Origin of the sequence: Paludisphaera mucosa (genome assembly GCF_029589435.1) — a bacterium.
Lineage (GTDB): Bacteria > Planctomycetota > Planctomycetia > Isosphaerales > Isosphaeraceae > Paludisphaera > Paludisphaera mucosa.
This window is the reverse complement of record NZ_JARRAG010000002.1, coordinates 5,252,006-5,267,302: the sequence shown is the minus strand read 5'-3', so window position 1 is coordinate 5,267,302 and position 15,297 is coordinate 5,252,006. Positions and strand designations below refer to the sequence as shown.

General features: G+C 72.2%; 13 protein-coding genes. 5 read left to right on the top strand and 8 right to left on the bottom strand.

The features are described from left to right. A partial coding sequence (locus tag PZE19_RS30280) for a sterol desaturase family protein (protein ID WP_277864342.1) occupies positions 1-779 on the top strand: 779 nt, incomplete at its 5' end. A gap of 333 nt (positions 780-1,112) precedes the next feature. Here the strand turns inward: PZE19_RS30280 and PZE19_RS30275 are convergent. Further along, the gene (locus PZE19_RS30275; protein WP_277864341.1) at positions 1,113-1,883 is read right to left on the bottom strand and encodes a hypothetical protein; all 771 of its coding nucleotides are present in this window, start codon (positions 1,881-1,883) and stop codon (positions 1,113-1,115) included. A 380-nt stretch (positions 1,884-2,263) separates the two neighbouring features. Here PZE19_RS30275 and PZE19_RS30270 point away from each other — a divergent pair, with 380 nt between their 5' ends. The 3 genes from PZE19_RS30270 to PZE19_RS30260 are packed head-to-tail and all read left to right on the top strand — an operon-like array spanning position 2,264 to position 6,362. Next, positions 2,264-3,283, top strand: coding sequence for a hypothetical protein (locus PZE19_RS30270; RefSeq protein ID WP_277864340.1), 1,020 nt, complete (start codon positions 2,264-2,266; stop codon positions 3,281-3,283). Between the two features lie 26 nt (positions 3,284-3,309). Next, positions 3,310-3,897, top strand: coding sequence for an RNA polymerase sigma factor (locus tag PZE19_RS30265; RefSeq protein ID WP_277864339.1), 588 nt, complete (start codon positions 3,310-3,312; stop codon positions 3,895-3,897). A 17-nt stretch (positions 3,898-3,914) separates the two neighbouring features. After that, a complete protein-coding gene (locus PZE19_RS30260; RefSeq protein ID WP_277864338.1) occupies positions 3,915-6,362 on the top strand; it encodes a protein kinase domain-containing protein in 2,448 nt (815 codons plus the stop codon). 169 nt (positions 6,363-6,531) lie between these two features. Here PZE19_RS30260 and PZE19_RS30255 read toward each other — a convergent pair whose 3' ends face one another. From PZE19_RS30255 to PZE19_RS30240, 4 genes are all read right to left on the bottom strand, one after another. Continuing rightward, entirely contained in the window at positions 6,532-7,884 is a 1,353-nt protein-coding gene (locus tag PZE19_RS30255) for an NAD(P)/FAD-dependent oxidoreductase (RefSeq protein ID WP_277864337.1), read from the bottom strand. A 138-nt stretch (positions 7,885-8,022) separates the two neighbouring features. Beyond that, on the bottom strand, positions 8,023-8,586 hold the full coding sequence (locus tag PZE19_RS30250; protein WP_277864336.1) for a YqgE/AlgH family protein: 564 nt from the start codon (positions 8,584-8,586) through the stop codon (positions 8,023-8,025). Between the two features lie 88 nt (positions 8,587-8,674). Continuing rightward, entirely contained in the window at positions 8,675-9,706 is a 1,032-nt protein-coding gene (locus tag PZE19_RS30245) for a GMP reductase (protein ID WP_277864335.1), read from the bottom strand. 164 nt (positions 9,707-9,870) lie between these two features. Next, positions 9,871-10,560: a class I SAM-dependent methyltransferase gene (locus PZE19_RS30240; RefSeq protein WP_277864334.1), complete on the bottom strand. Its 690-nt coding sequence runs from the start codon at positions 10,558-10,560 to the stop codon at positions 9,871-9,873. Positions 10,561-10,730: 170 nt separating this feature from the next. Between PZE19_RS30240 and def the strand changes: the two genes are divergently transcribed. Then, the gene (gene def, locus PZE19_RS30235; protein WP_277864333.1) at positions 10,731-11,261 is read left to right on the top strand and encodes a peptide deformylase; all 531 of its coding nucleotides are present in this window, start codon (positions 10,731-10,733) and stop codon (positions 11,259-11,261) included. 12 nt (positions 11,262-11,273) lie between these two features. Here def and PZE19_RS30230 read toward each other — a convergent pair whose 3' ends face one another. The 3 genes from PZE19_RS30230 to PZE19_RS30220 form a co-directional block, all read right to left on the bottom strand. Further along, positions 11,274-11,615, bottom strand: coding sequence for a cupin domain-containing protein (locus PZE19_RS30230; protein ID WP_277864332.1), 342 nt, complete (start codon positions 11,613-11,615; stop codon positions 11,274-11,276). Between the two features lie 16 nt (positions 11,616-11,631). Continuing rightward, positions 11,632-12,360 (bottom strand): tetratricopeptide repeat protein, encoded by a 729-nt coding sequence (locus PZE19_RS30225; RefSeq protein ID WP_277864331.1) that lies wholly within the window; start codon positions 12,358-12,360, stop codon positions 11,632-11,634. Between the two features lie 172 nt (positions 12,361-12,532). Next, positions 12,533-15,199, bottom strand: a complete 2,667-nt coding sequence (locus PZE19_RS30220) for a carboxypeptidase-like regulatory domain-containing protein (RefSeq protein WP_277864330.1) — start codon at positions 15,197-15,199, stop codon at positions 12,533-12,535. Between the last annotated feature and the right edge of the window lie 98 nt (positions 15,200-15,297).

Sequence of the window (15,297 nt, the reverse complement as noted above, 5' to 3'; positions counted from 1 at the left end):
AGTTCCTGCGCCGGGGGATCGGCGTCGACCTGGCCTATTACTTCCTGAGCAGCCTGCTCCCCGCCTCGCTCCTGAGCGTGCCGACGGCGCTGCTGGCGTGGGTCGCGCACAACCTCGTCCCGGGCGGGATCCTGGCGACGGCCGCCGCGCTGCCGACCTGGGCGCGGGTGCTGGCCGCGATCGTCCTGGGCGACCTCGGATACTACTGGGGCCATCGCTGGAGCCACCAGATCCCGTTCCTGTGGAAGTTCCACGCGATCCATCATTCCGCCGAGGAGATCGACTTCCTGGTCAACACCCGCGCCCATCCGGTCGACATGGTGTTCGGCCGGTTCTGCAGCCTGACCCCGATCTACGTCCTCGGCCTGGGGGGCCCGACCGGCGCCGCCGGCAGCCTGGCCCCCGTGCTGGCCACGCTCGTCAGCACGATGTGGGGGTTCTTCGTCCACGCCAACGTGCGCTGGCGGTTCGGGCCGCTGGAATGGCTCGTCGCGACGCCCGCGTTCCACCACTGGCATCACACCCGGAACGGCCCCATCAACCGCAACTACGCCGCCGCCCTGCCCTGGATCGACTGGCTCTTCGGGACCCGGCACCTCCCCGGCGATTGGCCCGAAGCCTACGGGATCAAGGCGAAGCTGCCGGACTCGCTGATCGGCCAGCTCGCCTACCCGTTGCGAGACCGCCCTTCCGCCGCTCCCCTCCCGCAGGCGCCCGCGCACGGCGGCGGGCCGTCGACCATCGAATCGCCGATGCTCACGCCGGGCGAGTTCGCCTGACGACGGCATCAAACCCGTCATCCCGGATGCGGCCTCGCGTGAGGCGGGCGAAAACACGAAACCTGGTCGCCAGGGGGAAGCCGGCCGGACGACGTCGACCGACCGGCTTCTACCGCCGCCATGCGTCGGCGGGGCTGGGTCCTCAAGGGGGGCGGAGGCGCCGAGATCAGGATCGGAGATGGGCCGATCATGCGAGAGCTTCTTGGTGCGTCTCCCCTCATCCGGCCCTTCGGGCCGTGCGTTTCCGCTTGAGGACCTCGGGTGACGGGGCCGTCGGGGGAGTCCTCCGTGGCTCCGGGTCCGACGGCCCGCCTGGTCCCCGGACGGCGCCGGTCAGCAGAAGCTGCGGGGGCCGCCGCCGCCCGGACCGCCGAGGATCAGTTCGAGGCTGGTCGGAGCGGCGCCGGTGATGCCCAGCCGGGTGTAGTCGGCGGTGATCGCGGCGCGGGCCGTGGTCAAGGCGCTCAGCTCGGTCGAGTCGGCGTCGAGGTTGTCGGCGACCGTCACGAAGGCGTCGAAGGCCGTGTTGACCAGGGCCAGCTCGTCGGTCGTCAGCGCGCCGTCGGCGCCCGAGCCGGTGAACGCGGCGACGAAATCGGCCCGGTAGGATTCGGGCGTCGTCGCGGCGTCGGTGTCGGCGAGGGCGGTCAAGACGTTGTCGGCCACCGTCGCCAGCGCGGCCTTGTCGTACGTGACGCCGGCGGTCTGCACCGCGCCGAAGGCGTCGTGCAGCGCGACGCGCTGGGCGTCGGTGACGGCCGACCCGCGGAGGAGGGACGTCGCCGCGGCCTGGTACGTCTTGAGGTCCGCCGCGAGCTGGCTGTCCCGAGCGACGCTCCCGCCGCCGCCTCCGCCGCCATGATGGCCGGCGAACACCGCCCCGCCCGCGCCGCCGCCCGTCTGGCCGCCGCCGGCGCGCTGGAACATCGCCACGCGGGAGGACATCGCCTGGCCGGCGAGCGAGCCGAACCGCGAGAGGACCAGTCGCCCCTCCAGGCCGTCCAGCTCGGGTCGGAGCCGCCGGACCTGGCGCGGCGTCTTCGAGGGGGCGTTCCGGGCCCATGCGGGGATCAGGCGATGCAGGAGGTCCTTCGAACGGCTCATGATGTCTCTCCGGATTGGAGTGGGATATGTGGCTGAGAGCGTCCCTCTCGTTCCGTCGGCGTGCTCGACGACCTCAGGGCGGTTCCTCGATGGGGTTGCGGCGAGGCCCGGCCTCCGCCGCCCGAGAAGGAATCCCGCCCGACCCGGCGAAGCGCGCGCGGCGGCCGGGGCGAAATCGGGGAAAAATTTCCGCAAGGCCGGGCCGAGGCTCTAAACTAGGATGCAGACGCCGGCCGGCGCGTTTTCGTCACAGGGTCCGAGATCGTTCGTTCGGGATATGGGGCGCCGTCCCTCCCAGATCGCCGGGACCCCGTCCCGTCTTCCAGTCGCCGCGACCGGTCACGCCCGGAACCCGATCGTTCGTGAGGGAGAAGCCGTCGATGCGGAGTGCTCTTCGTCCTCCCGGCCGCTTCGCACCGGCGCTCCTGCCGCTGGAGAGGAGGCTCCTCCTCAGCCAGGTCCACGGCATGGACATCGGCCCACCGCCGGCCGCGCGCGACGCCGAGATCGGCCGGGCCCCGTTCGGTCGGCGCGGGGGCGGCATGCAGCCGGCCGGCTTCGGGGCGGGATTCCATTTCGGATTCGGATTCGACGGCCCCGGGTCTTTCCAGGGGGCACCGGGCGACGGCGGCCACAACTCCCGCCCTGCGCCGCCGCCCGCGACGTCGAGCCCGGATGCGTCGGCCGGCGGCTCCCTGGCGACTCCGAACCGTTCGCAGGATTCCGCCTTCGCCACGCTCGGCCCGGCGGCGTCGGGTCCCTCGCAGGCCGGCCCGGCGCCGTCGGACGCGGGCGGCCCGGCCGGGACCTCGACGCCCGCCCCGGTCGCGACCGCTTCGCTTCCGATCGCCGCGATGGTCGTCCCGAACCCGACGCCGCCGAACGTCGTGATGCCCGGCGGGGGCTGGACCGGCCTGGTCGCTTCGATCGGGATGGTCGGACCCCAGGGGCCGGCGAAGCCCTTGCAGGCGGCCGCGACCGACCGCGAGGGGCTGAGGCCTCTGGTGGGGACGTCCGCCGCGGCGGACGTCTCGAACCTGAACGCGGCCGAGTCGATCGCGGTCGCGTCGGGGACCACGAAAATCCCCCCGGGCGAGGCGGCCCCCGCCGGGCCGGCGGCCGACGAGCCGGCGACGGCGCCGCTGGGTTCGGGGATCTTCACGAGGTTCCTGCCGCTCGACGGGGCGGCGGTCGACCTCGTGGTCGCGCGGATCCTGGGGCGGATCGAGGACCTCGGCGCGCCGATCGCGGTGGAGTCGAGCCGGCTGCCGATGATCGTCCCGATCGCCGCCGGGCTGGCGGCCTTCGAGGCGGCCCGCAGGTGGCGCGGGCGGACGTCGCAGCCCGGGCCGACGATCGCCCGGGGGTCGCGGTTCTCCTCGCTCCGCGGCCTTTCCTGAACGCCTCGCCCGTCGAGGGAGACGCCATGAGCGACGAGTCCCTGGATCGCTGGATCGAACGGCTGAACGAGGGCGACCCGGAGGCCGTCGAGCGGGTCTTCCTCGCCTACGAGCCGTACATGCGGATCGTGGTGCGGCGGCGGCTGAGCCGGGGGCTGCGGCCCAAGGTCGATTCGGGCGACATCGTCCAGTCGGTCTTCGTCGACTTCGTGGCCGGGGTCCGCAACGGCGGCTGGCGTTTCGCCGGCCGCGGCCAGCTGCTCGCCTTCCTGCGGCGGATCGCCGCGCGGCGGATCGCCGACCGCTGCCGGAAGCACCGCCACGCCCTGGGCCGCGAGCAATCGCTGGCCGACACCGAGCCGCGGGACCATCCCCAGTCCCCCCTGCCCCGGCCCAGCCAGGAGGCCCAGGGCCGCGAGTTCTGGGAGCGGATCCTGCAGGCCTGCCCGCCCTCGCACCGCGAGATCGTCCGCCTGCGCCGGGACGGGCTCCGGCTCGCCGAGATCGCGACCCGATCCGGCCTGCACGAGGGGAGCGTCCGCCGCATCCTCTACGACCTGGCCCGGCGGCTCTCGGTCGCCCGGCGGACCGTCGCCTCGGGCGAGGTCGATTGACCGAGGAGGGCCCGGGCATGGCCGAAGGCGCGTCGGGAGGCGGCTGGGTCTCGCGACAGGTCGCGGCGATGGCCGCCGCCTGGGATCGCGGCGAGCCGATCTCGGCCGCGGAGGTGCTCGAACGCCACCCCGAGCTCGACGCCGAGGCGGCCGTCCGCCTGATCTACGAGGAGGTCGCCCTCCGCCGCGAGGCCGGCCTGGAGGTCGACACCTCGGAAGTCGTCCGCCGCCACCCTCGCTGGGGCGACGAGCTGCGCGACCTCTTCGCCTGCGACCGGCTGATCCGCTCGTCGGGCCCGGCCCTCGGCGCGGACCTGCCCGAGGCGGGCGAGTCGCTAGGCTCCTTCGTGCTGTTGGAGGAATTGGGCCGGGGGGCCTCGGGGCGGACCTTCCTGGCCACCGACCCGACGCTCGCCGACCGGCCGGTGGTGGTCAAGGTGGTCTCGGACGACCAGGACGAGCACCTGGCCCTGGCGCAGCTCCGCCACACGCACATCGTCCCGCTCTTCTCCGAGCAGACGATCCCCGAGCGGGGCCTGCGAGTGCTCTGCATGCCGTACCTGGGCGGCGCGAGCCTGGCGCAGGTCCTGACGGACCTGGCCGAGACGCCTCCCGGGCGACGTTCGGGCGCGGAAGTCCTGCGGATCCTGGACCGGCTCCCCCGGACGATCCTCGGGCCGCCCCCGGCCGCGGGCCCGTTCCGGCGCGGGCTGGAGGGGGCGTCGTACGTGGACGTGGTCGCCTGGATCGCCGCCTGCCTGGCCGACGCGCTGGAGTACGCCCACGCGCGGGGGATCGTCCACATGGACCTCAAGCCGTCGAACGTGCTGATCGCGGCCGACGGCCAGCCGATGCTCCTGGACTTCCACCTGGCCCGCGCGCCGATCCGGGCCGGGGAGCGGCTCGCGGGCCGGCTGGGCGGGACGCCGGGATGGATGGCGCCCGAGCAGGAGGCGGCGATGGCCGCGATCGCCTCGGGCCGCCCCGCCCCGGCCGACGTCGACGGCCGCGCCGACATCTACGCCCTCGGCCTGCTGCTCCGCATGGCGCTCGGCGTCGAGGATCCCGGGCCGGACGCCTCGCGGTTCCGCCGCCCCGCCTGGGTGGGCGTCGCCCTGGCGGACGTCGTGCGGAAGTGCCTCGCCCCCGCCCCCCGCGACCGCTACGGCGACGCGGCGACGCTGGCCGACGACCTCCGCCGCCAGCTCGACGACCTGCCGCTGCGGGGGGTCCGCAACCGCGACCCGATCGAACGCTGGCGGAAGTGGCGGCGGCGGCACCCCGGCGCCTTCGCCTGGGGGATCGCCGTCGCGACCACGCTGCTCGCGCTGGCGGTCGCCGGCGGGGCCGCCCTCGCCGTCTACGCCCAGCGCGTCGAGAGCATTCGCACGGCCCTCGAAAACGGCCGACGCGACCTCGCCGCCGGTCGCTTCGACGAGGCCTTGCAGCTCTTCGGCGGCGGGCTGGAGCAGGCCCGATCGCTCCCGGCCGTCGGGGCGCTCAAGGACGCCCTCGAAGCCCAGATCGGCCTCGCCCGGCGGAGCCGCCTCGCCGGGGACGTCCACGCGCTGGCCGACACCGTCCGGTTCCGCCACGGCGTCGAACTTCCCGACCGCGCCGAGGCGCAGTCGCTCGAACGGGCCTGCCGCGAGATCTGGGACCGCCGCGGGCAGCTCCTCGCCCGCGCCGGCCCGCCCCTCCCCCCCACCGCCGAGGCGCGGATCCGCACCGACCTGATCGAGCTGGCGGCCGTCCGGATCGACCTGGCGACCAGGCCCGGGGCCGGCGACGAGGGGCGGCGAGACGCTGCAAAGCTGCTCGACGAGGCCGAGGCGGATTTCGGCGCGAGTTTCGCGCTCGACGCCAGACGGGCGCGGATCGCGGGGACCCCGGATGAGTCCCGGCCGCCGAATACGGCGTGGGAGCACGACGACCGGGGCCGTTATCTGCTCCGATCGGGCCGCATCGCCGAGGCCGCGCAGGCCTTCGACCGGGCGCTCGACCTGAGGCCCCAGGACTTCTGGCCTAACTTCTACGCGGGAATCTGCGCCTTCCGGCTCGGCGATTTCGAGGCCGCGACGGCCGCCTTCCACACCTGCGCGGCGCTCGCGCCCGAGGCCGCCTCCTGCCCCTTCCACCGCGGCCTGGCGCACGAGGCCATGGGCCAGGACGACCGGGCCTTCCGCGACTACTCGCGCGCCCTGGAACTCGACCCCGACCTCGCTCCCGCCCGCCTGAACCGCGGCATCCTCTCGTACAAGGCCGGCCGCCTTGACGAGGCCGTCGCCGACTTCGAACGCGGCGTGCACGCCCGCCCCGACCGCGAGACCCTCGGGAAGTTCCGCCACAACCTGGCGCTCGCGCGTCGCGCCCTGGGCGATCTCCCCGCGGCGCGGGCGGACGCCGAAGCCGCCCTCAGCCTGGGCGTCGAGGAAGCCCGGTCGCTCCTCGACGACTCGCACTGAAGATTCCTTCTCCCCACGGGAGAAGGTGCCTCGAAGAGGCGTATGAAGGTCGTCTGAGTCCGGAGGGAGTTTGGTGTACTGGGAGCGCAGGCCGCTTCGAAGCGCCGCGACCCTCATCCGGCCCTGCGAGCCAGCTTCTCCCGGGGGGAGAAGAGTAAGACGGCCCCGCTCAGCTCGGGATCGCCTCGGCCTGGGTCGTCGCGGGCAGGCGCTCGTCGGTCAGGCCGTGGACGAGGGGGCCCTCGGCGCGGCCGGTGATGAGGCGGGCGCCGCGGTCGTAGCTGAGGTACGACCAGGCCCACTGGATGATCACCAACATCCGGTTGCGGAAGCCGACCAGGAAGAGGATGTGCACGAACAGCCACATCAGCCAGGCGAGCCGGCCCGAGATCCTCAGGCGGCCGACCTGGGCCACCGCCGCACCGCGACCGATCGTCGCCATCGACCCCTTGTCGACGTAGCGGAACGGCAGCGAGGGCTTGCCGGCCAGCGCGCGGAGGATGTTCTTCGCGGTGTGTTTGCCCATCTGCGTGGCGGCCGGCGCCACCCCCGGGATCGGCTGGCCGTCCTGGTCCAGGTGCGCGAGGTCGCCGACCACGAAGACCTCGGGATGGCCGGGGATCGACAGGTCGGGCTGGACCATGATCCGCCCGGCGCGGTCGAGCGGGACCCCCAGCGTCTTCCCCAGCGGCGACGCCGCCACGCCCGCCGCCCAGAGGACGGTCCGGGCGGGGATCCGCTCGTCGCCGATCATGACCCCGCAGCCGTCGATGTGCGTGACGTGCAGCCCGGTGCGGACCTCGACCCCCAGGTCTTCGAGCTGCCGCTTGGCGCTCTCGGAGAGCTTGGGGTCGTACGCGGCCAGGACCCGCGGCGAGCCCTCGATCAGGATGACCCGGGCCGTCGACGGGTCGATGTGCGCGAAGTCCTTCGCCAGGGTCATCCGGGCGACGTCGCGGAGCGTCCCGGCCAGTTCCACGCCCGTCGGCCCGCCGCCGACCAGCACGAACGTCAGCCACTCCTGTCGGAGGGCCTCGTCGGTCTCGCGCTCGGCCACCTCGAACGCCAGCAGCACGCGACGGCGGATCTCCAGGGCGTCGACCACCGACTTCAGACCCGGCGCGTGCTCTTCCCACTCGGGATGGCCGAAGTACGAGTGCGTCGCGCCCGCCGCCAGGACCAGGTAATGGTAGGGGACCTCGCCGTCGGCCAGCACGACCACCCGGCGGTCCACGTCGATCGCCGTCACGTCGGCCAGCAGGATCTCGGTGTTCGTCTGCGAGCGGACGACCCGGCGGATGGGCGCGGCGATGTCGCTGGGGTTCAGCGAGGCCGTCGCCACCTGGTACAGCAAGGGCTGGAACAGGTGGTGATTCTGGCGATCGATCACCGAGACGCACGCGGGGGCCTTCTTCAGCCCCTGGATCGCCGCCAGGCCGCCGAACCCCGCACCGATCACCGCGATGCGGTTCGGGCACTCGCCCCAGTTCGGCCGCCTCGCTTTCCCACCCCAGATCGACACGTTTGCGGGCCTCCAAGGCGACGGAGACGCGCGTCGGGCCTGGCCGGACGCGCCTCGATTCCTCCCCCCGGCGTCAAGGCTCGCGCCCGACGCCCCCAGGAGGATACCTCCGAACGGCTGAGGACGGGAAGGCGGACGCTAATTCAGACTGGCGTCCACGGGCTGATGCCGCAGGCGCAGCATCTTGCGGAGGGTCTCGGCGCGGATGTCGCGGGTGGTGTCCCACCACAGGTCCTGGTCGAGCCCGCCGAAGATGCGCCGGGTGTCGGCCGGGGCGACGATCCAGACGTCGTCCTCCAGCTCGCGCTCCAGCTGGCCGGGGGCCCAGCCGGAGAAGTTGGCGATGATGAGCGAGGGCTCGATCTCCTGGGTGATCAGGTGTTGCGACTTGGTGGCGTCGAGCGCCACGTACACGCCCGAGACAATCTCCAGGTCGGCCATCTTGGGGCGGGTGTGCAGCACGAGCAGGGGCCCGGCGACGGGGCCGCCCAGGTGCAGCGGCTTGTCCCAGGCGAAGCCCTCGTCGAACAGCTTGCCGGCGAGGTCGGTCATGGTGGCGCTCGTGGGGAGGTTCAAAATGATCCCCTTGGCGCCCTTCTCCTCGTCGTGCTCCAGGATCAGCACGACCGACCTGGCGAAGATCGCCGATTCGACCTTGGGCGCGGCGATCAGGAGTTGGCCCTTCAGCGATGTATGGTTCATGGAGCGTTCGGCCCGTGGGAATCGAGTGGGAATCCTTCCGATCGATTCTATGGGGATCTCCTGGATTTGTACATCCGTCCACGACCCCTCAGGCGAACATGCTGCCGTGGGGCCGCTGGCAGATGACGAAGGTGGTGCATTTCGACAGGTCCTTGAGCCGGGTCGCGCCCACATAGGCGCAGGCGCTGCGGATCCCGCCGGTGACTTCCTGCATGGTGTCGAGGACGGGGCCCTTGTAGGGGACGGAGACGGCGCGGCCCTCGCAGGCTCGGTAGTCGCGCCGGCCGCCCGCGTACTTGTCGAGGGCTTCCTGGCTGGACATCCCGTAGAACCTCAGCGCGACGCGTCGGCCCTCGTCCATGACCCACTCCCCCTCGCATTCGTCGTGCCCGGCGAGCATGCCGCCGAGCATCACGAAGTCGGCCCCGGCGGCGAACGCCTTGACGACGTCGCCGGGGAAGCGGCAGCCGCCGTCGGCGCAGACGTGCCCGCGGAGCCCGTGGGCGGCGTCGGCGCACTCGATGATCGCCGAGAGCTGGGGATAGCCGACGCCCGTCGTCCGCCGGGTCGTGCAGACGCTCCCCGGCCCGATCCCGATCTTCACCACGTCGGCCGCCCCAGAGATCAGCAACTCCTGGACCATATCCGGCGTGGCGACGTTCCCCGCCAGGATCGTCATCGTCGGGAAGGCGTCGCGCACCCGCTTCACGCGCTCGACGAAGAACTTGGTGTAACCGTTGGCCGCGTCGACGCAGACCATCCGCACGTCGGCCTTCTTCTTCACGGCGACGAGCTTGTCGAACTCCGCGTCGTTGAGCCCGATGGTGAAGAACGTCGAGTCGGAGTGGGCCTCTTCGCGGAAGAAATCGACGAGCGCGTCCTCGGGGTAGTACTTGTGGAGGCACGTGAGCATCGGCGGGCCGATCGCCTCGGACATGGCGAAGGTGCCGACGGTGTCCATGTTCGCCGCGACGATCGGGACCCCTTTCCAGACGCCTCCGCCGTTGAGGAAGCGATACTCCCGCTCCAGCTCCACCGACGCCCGGCTGGGGGCCTCGGACCGCTTGGGGCGGATCAGGACGTCGTCGAAGTCCAGCTTGGGGTCGTTGTCGATGCGCATGAGGTCGATCGTCTCCGCTCCGGTCGTCTGCGTACCCACTCGTCCAGCGGCCGCAACAACGACGCCGTCCCATCAATGATAGGTTCGTTCGGCGAGGAATCGGCGAAATTGGCGAGATCGTCGGCGAATCGTGGATCGCCCTCGGCGTCCGGTCGGCGAGGCGACTAGGGCGCGTCGACCGGGCCGGATTTCGTTCCCGATCCGCCCGTCGCCCGCGGCTTCTCGGCGAGGAGGTAGGCCCGCCGGCTGGGGTGTTCCACGTCGGGATACGGCTCGCGCTCGACGCTCTCCATGACCTCGAAGCCGGCCTCCTTGAGGAGGCCCCTCATCTCCTCGGCCTGGAAGAAGTGGAAGTCGACCGAGACCGGACGCCCCCACCACTCGTCCAGGCGGACGTGGTCGTCGCCGATGTGGAAGGCCAGGAACAGCAGGCCCCCCGGCCTGAGGACCCGCCCGACCTCGCCGAGCACCGCGACGACCTCGGGCCTGGGGATGTGGATGATCGAATAGAACGCCGCGACCCCGCCGAGCGCCCCATCCTCGATGGGCAGCGAGCGCATGTCGCCCTGGAGGAACTCGACCTCCGGATTCAGCCTCCGGGCGGCCTCGACCATGGCGTGCGACAGGTCGACTCCGAAGACTTGCCCCCCTTGCTCGTGGAGATGGCGAGCCACGTGTCCCGGCCCGCAGCCCAGGTCGCAGACGGGCCCGAGGCCCCGCACTCGCGCGGCGAATCGGTCCAGCAGCTCGCGATCGAGGGGCTTGTGCTCCAGCTCGCCGAAAATCCGGGCGACGTATTCCTCGGCGACCAGATCGTAGCTGGCCTGGACGTCGTCGGATTGCGCGTCTTGCATCGGCCCCTCGTCGATGGCGTCCCACACAGGATCCTTCGCCGGTCGCCCCCTCGACGAGGATACCACGCCGCCCGTCGCGCGGCGAATCGCCTTGTGCCCGGCGGGGCGGCGGGGGATCATCCCAGGAACGACGAACTCGACCCATCCCGCCTCGCGAGGGACGACGACAAATGGCCGTGCTCAGGCAGATCGCGCAGCTAGGACATCCCGCGCTCCGGACGCCGGCCGAGGCGGTCGCGTTCCCGCTGTCGGACGAGGTCCGCACGCTGGTCGACGACATGCTGGCGACGATGCGCGAGGCCGACGGCGTGGGGATCGCCGCGCCCCAGGTCTATCGATCGCTCCGGATCTTCATCGTCGCGCCCCGGCCGAATCCGCGCTATCCCGACGCAATCGAGGAGACGCCGATCGTGGCGATCAACCCCGAGATCGTGGAGCGTTCGGACGAGCGCGAGAAGGGCTGGGAAGGCTGCCTGAGCATCCCCGGGATCCGCGCCGAGGTCCCCCGCAACCGCTGGATCGTCGTCCGCTACCAGGACCTGCAAGGCGACCACATCGTCCGCAAGCTCGAGGACTTCGTCGCCCGGATCTTCCAGCACGAGGACGACCACCTCCACGGCCTGGTCTTCCTCGACCGCCTCGACTCCCCTCGCGACGTGATCACCGAGCGCGAGCACCGGCGGCGGCTCGCGGAGGGCTGAGCGGACTTCGGCTCAGGAGCCGGCCGGGGCCGCGAGCTTGGTGACGAGGACGACGGAATCCTCCTCGCCGACCAGCGCGTGCGGCTCGCGCGGGGCCAGGTGGATCAGGCTCCCGGCCCGCAGGTCGTGGGTGGTCCCGCCGGCCGTGAAGGCGACGCGGCCGACCAGGCACTGCACGGTGATCGCGCCCGGGGCGTGATGCTCGGGGATCGCGGCCCCCTTCGCCAGCGACAGGCGCTTCAGCTCGAAGGCGTCGGTCTTCGCCAGGGTCTCGACCCGACGGCCCTCGGCGGGGACGGCCGCGCCGGCCAGCAGGTCGATCACGTCGCAGGAATGGACGGTGGATTCCGACATCAGAGGCTCGCTTTCGTCAGCAGTCTTCGGGGTCGTCGCCGGTCTTCCGGCGGCAGGTCTCGCCGCGGGTCGAATCGCCGGCGGCGAGGAAGATGGTGGTCATCCGCCGCAGGCAGCAGCGGCACGAGACGCCGTCGAGGTCGATCCCGCGGAGCAGCTCGTAGGCCTCGTCGCGACGCCCGGCGTGGTCCAGCAGGGTGGCGAGCGAGATCCGGTACAGCTCCACGTCCGGGGCCAGCTCGTGGGCCCGGGCGACGAACGCCAGCGCCGTCGCCGGGGGCCGGCCCAGCCGTCGCAGATAGAACGCCGCGCCGAAATGGGCCTCGGCGTGCTCGGGGCGGCGGCGGATCAGCTCGACGCAGACGTCGAGCGCCAGGCTGAACTCGGACAGGTAGCCGAGCCCCGCCGCGATCGCCGGCAGCAGCTTGTCGGGGCAGCGGTCGTCGCCCACGAGGGCCTCGTACACCTCGCGCGCCGGCCCGGGGTGGCCCGTCCTCGCCAGGCTCTCGGCCAGCAGGCAGCTCGTCGTGGGGTCGAACGGCACCAGCGCCTGCGCCGTCTCCAGCGCATCGCGCGCGCCGGTGTAGTCGCCGCAGCGGTGCCGCAGCACGCCCACGAACCGCCAGAGCAACCCGTTGTCGGCCTCGACGTCCAGCGACAACTCCGCCAGGTCCCCCGCCTCGTCGAGCTGGCCCGCCCCCGCCAGCTCGAAGCAACGCCGCAAAACGTCCCCGCCTTGATTCATGGCTGCCGTCCCCGTGATTCCAGGCCCCGCCCCGATCCCGGCGTCCGCGATGGTTTTGCAATTGAGATTCAGTCTCAATTGACTCTCAATATCATCGCCTGTCGCGGACCCGTGCGTCAAGACGGTTGTCTTCGGGGATGCCGCCGGCGTCGTCGCGATCGACGGCTCGTCGTCAGGGGTTCGGGTCGGCGCCCACCGTCAGGGTCATGGGGAACGCCCCGGTCCCCTCGACGTCGATCTCGCCGGAGGCGAGGACCACCTCGCCGCTCCGGGCCGAGACGGTCCAGCGCCCCGGCCAGAGGCCGACGACCTCGATGCGGTCGAAGCTCGACGAGCGCGAGAACGGCCGGCGGACCGTGACGCCCGACGGGTCGGTCGCGACGATTTCGTCGGGGACGCGCGAGGGCCGGGCGAAGCGGATCTCGCCGAAGATCGTCGCCCCGGGCGTCGTCGTCAGCTCCCCCACGTCGATCACGCCGGCCGGCACCTTCACGTCGTCCACCCTGCGGAAGCCCGAATTCGGGTCCTGGAAGAACAGCGAGTAGTCCCCCGGCGCCAGGTGGCGGACGCAGAAGTTGCCGTCAAAGTCGCATTGGGCGCGCCGCGGCGTGCGGCTCCCCTTCGCCAGCGCGGACACCTCGACGAACCGGCCGGAGCCCCCCTCCGGCGCGGGGATCTTGCCCGTGATGCAGCCGGCGCCCAGCGGGATCCGGACCTCGCCGAGCCCCTCGGGCGGGACGACGACCTCGCGATCGACGACGGGGCCGCCGTCGAGGCCGCGCGAGCCGAGCCATTCGAAAAGCCGCAGCCGATACGCGCCGGGGGCGACGTCCGGCAGCACGATCCGCCGCCGATCGTCGAGGTCGTTCCAGCCGCTCCGCTTGAACGCGAGCGGGAGCTTCTCGAGGGGGGTCAGGTCGACCAGGAACGACGGCGTCCTCGGCTCCGGAGCCGCCCCTTCCGCGTCCGCCAGCGCACGCGAGTTGACCGTGACGTCGTCCACCTTCCGCGCCGCGCCCAGCCCGGTCCCCGACTCGTACTGGGCCTGCGAGCCGTCGCCGATCGCGAACGCCAGGGCGAACTCCCGGCCGGCCTCGGGCTTGAGCACCCGGACGGTCGTCGTCCGCCCCTCGACGACGAGGGCCGACCAGGTATGTTCATAGATGACACAGCCCATCTGGTAAGGGATTCCGACCTCGACGAGCCCGACGGGCACGCGGTCGACGGAGAAGCGACCGTTTTCATCGGTCCGAACCGCGATGGTGCGGCTTTCTTCCTCGTCGAAATCCCGGACGCCCGACGGCCGGACTCTCCCCTCGGCGAACGGCCAGGGCTCCCCGCCGTGGTCCTGCGGTCGCCAGACGCGGCCCTCGATGCGGCCGGTCGCCGCGGGGGCGTCGATCGGCAAGGCCCCGGCGTCGAGGCCGGCCTCCGAGACGTCAAGGACCCGGACCGTCCTGGGGACCCCGCGGCCTTCGAGGACGAGTCGGTAGCGATCGGGCCGGACGTGTTCGAAGCGGATCGCGCCGTCGTCGGCCGGCGTCAGTTCTCGGGGGGGGAGGACGTCGGAGGGCGGCTCGTCGAGGCGTTCGTCGGAGGACCGTTCATGGCGCCGCGGGACGAGCTGCGCCCGGATGCGGCTCATCAGCGCCTCGGGCGCCGCGACCCGGCCCGACACGACGACGCCCGGCGAGAGCCGGACCTCGATCGGCCCGCCGCCGCGCCGGACGTCCGCCCAGCCTTCCCACGGGGCGAATCCCACGGCGTCGATGCAGACCCAGGTCTTCCCCTCCTTCGAGAGGCCCAGGCGGAAACGGCCTTCGGGATCCGCGACGTCGCGACGGACGTTGTCCCACGACGACGACCGTTCGTCCGAGCCGGCGGCCACGGCGAACGCCGCGACGGGCCGGCCGTCGGGCTCCACGACCCGGCCCGCGAAGGCGATCGTGGGCTCCATCACCACGACGGGACCCTCGGGCCGCGCCAGCTCGCGCTCGGCCTCTTCGAATTCGAGCTTCCTGTCGATGTACCCTTCCTTGCGGAAGGTCAGCGCGTGGAGCTCGGCGGGCCGCCGGGCGACCAGGAGCTTCCCGTCCTTGTCCGTCGCGGATGGGTTATCGCGGTCGAGGTTGGCCGTCACCCCTTCGATCGGCCTGCCGGCGGCGTCGACGACCGTGATCGCGACCTTCACAATTCGCTTCAGCAAGAAATCGCGGTTCGGGCCGGCCTTCGGGTCGTCGGGGAACGCCGGGTCGTCCTCGTAGTCGGGGTGAGACGCTTCGATGCTCTGCTCGGGATCGATCCCGCGCAGCTCGTAGCGGCCGTCGACGTCGGTCTCGACGGGATCCCCTTTGTAGGCCCCCATCAGCCTGAAGCGGTACGCGGCGACTTCCGCCCCGGCGATCGGCCGCAGGCTCCGAGAATCGCGGACGGTCCCCCTGACCACCATGCCCCGACGCAGCCGGGCGACGACGCGCCTGGGCTCCTCGTCCGAGCGGATCAGGAACTCGTGGCGTCCGAAGTCGTCGGTGATGTAGTCGGGCGACTTGATTTCGAGCGTCAGTCGACAGGCGGGGGGCGCCTGGACCTCGAAGGTCCCGGCGGGGGACTCGACCGCCGTCCACGCGTCGCGGTCGCGCGGGCCGTCGCGTCCGGGGGCCTCGTACCGCGCCTGGTACCGGAACGAGCGGATCGGCTCGCCGCTCGCGTCGTCGACGACGGCCACCGCGACGGCCCTGAGTCCCCCCGCCGCAGCCTGGAGGGGCGGCTCATCGGCCCGAGAAGCCGCTGCGGTCCAGGCGGCCGCGGCCGCCGCGACGAAGACGAGACTCGCGCGCATGGAATCAACGCCTTTCCCGGACCAGCCGGGGACGAGAGGAAGCCGCCGGATTCGCGGCGCGCGACGGCCGTCGCCACATGTGACGATATCGTGGCCCG

What these genes read in the sequence shown, in the direction of transcription:
- PZE19_RS30275 (WP_277864341.1), bottom strand. Translation starts at nt 1,883, where the DNA reads ATGAGCCGTTCGAAGGACCTCCTGCATCGCCTGATCCCCGCATGGGCC.
- PZE19_RS30270 (WP_277864340.1), top strand. Translation starts at nt 2,264, where the DNA reads ATGCGGAGTGCTCTTCGTCCTCCCGGCCGCTTCGCACCGGCGCTCCTG.
- PZE19_RS30265 (WP_277864339.1), top strand. Translation starts at nt 3,310, where the DNA reads ATGAGCGACGAGTCCCTGGATCGCTGGATCGAACGGCTGAACGAGGGC.
- PZE19_RS30260 (WP_277864338.1), top strand. Translation starts at nt 3,915, where the DNA reads ATGGCCGAAGGCGCGTCGGGAGGCGGCTGGGTCTCGCGACAGGTCGCG.
- PZE19_RS30250 (WP_277864336.1), bottom strand. Translation starts at nt 8,586, where the DNA reads ATGAACCATACATCGCTGAAGGGCCAACTCCTGATCGCCGCGCCCAAG.
- PZE19_RS30245 (WP_277864335.1), bottom strand. Translation starts at nt 9,706, where the DNA reads ATGCGCATCGACAACGACCCCAAGCTGGACTTCGACGACGTCCTGATC.
- PZE19_RS30240 (WP_277864334.1), bottom strand. Translation starts at nt 10,560, where the DNA reads ATGCAAGACGCGCAATCCGACGACGTCCAGGCCAGCTACGATCTGGTC.
- def (WP_277864333.1), top strand. Translation starts at nt 10,731, where the DNA reads ATGGCCGTGCTCAGGCAGATCGCGCAGCTAGGACATCCCGCGCTCCGG.
- PZE19_RS30230 (WP_277864332.1), bottom strand. Translation starts at nt 11,615, where the DNA reads ATGTCGGAATCCACCGTCCATTCCTGCGACGTGATCGACCTGCTGGCC.
- PZE19_RS30225 (WP_277864331.1), bottom strand. Translation starts at nt 12,360, where the DNA reads ATGAATCAAGGCGGGGACGTTTTGCGGCGTTGCTTCGAGCTGGCGGGG.
- PZE19_RS30220 (WP_277864330.1), bottom strand. Translation starts at nt 15,199, where the DNA reads ATGCGCGCGAGTCTCGTCTTCGTCGCGGCGGCCGCGGCCGCCTGGACC.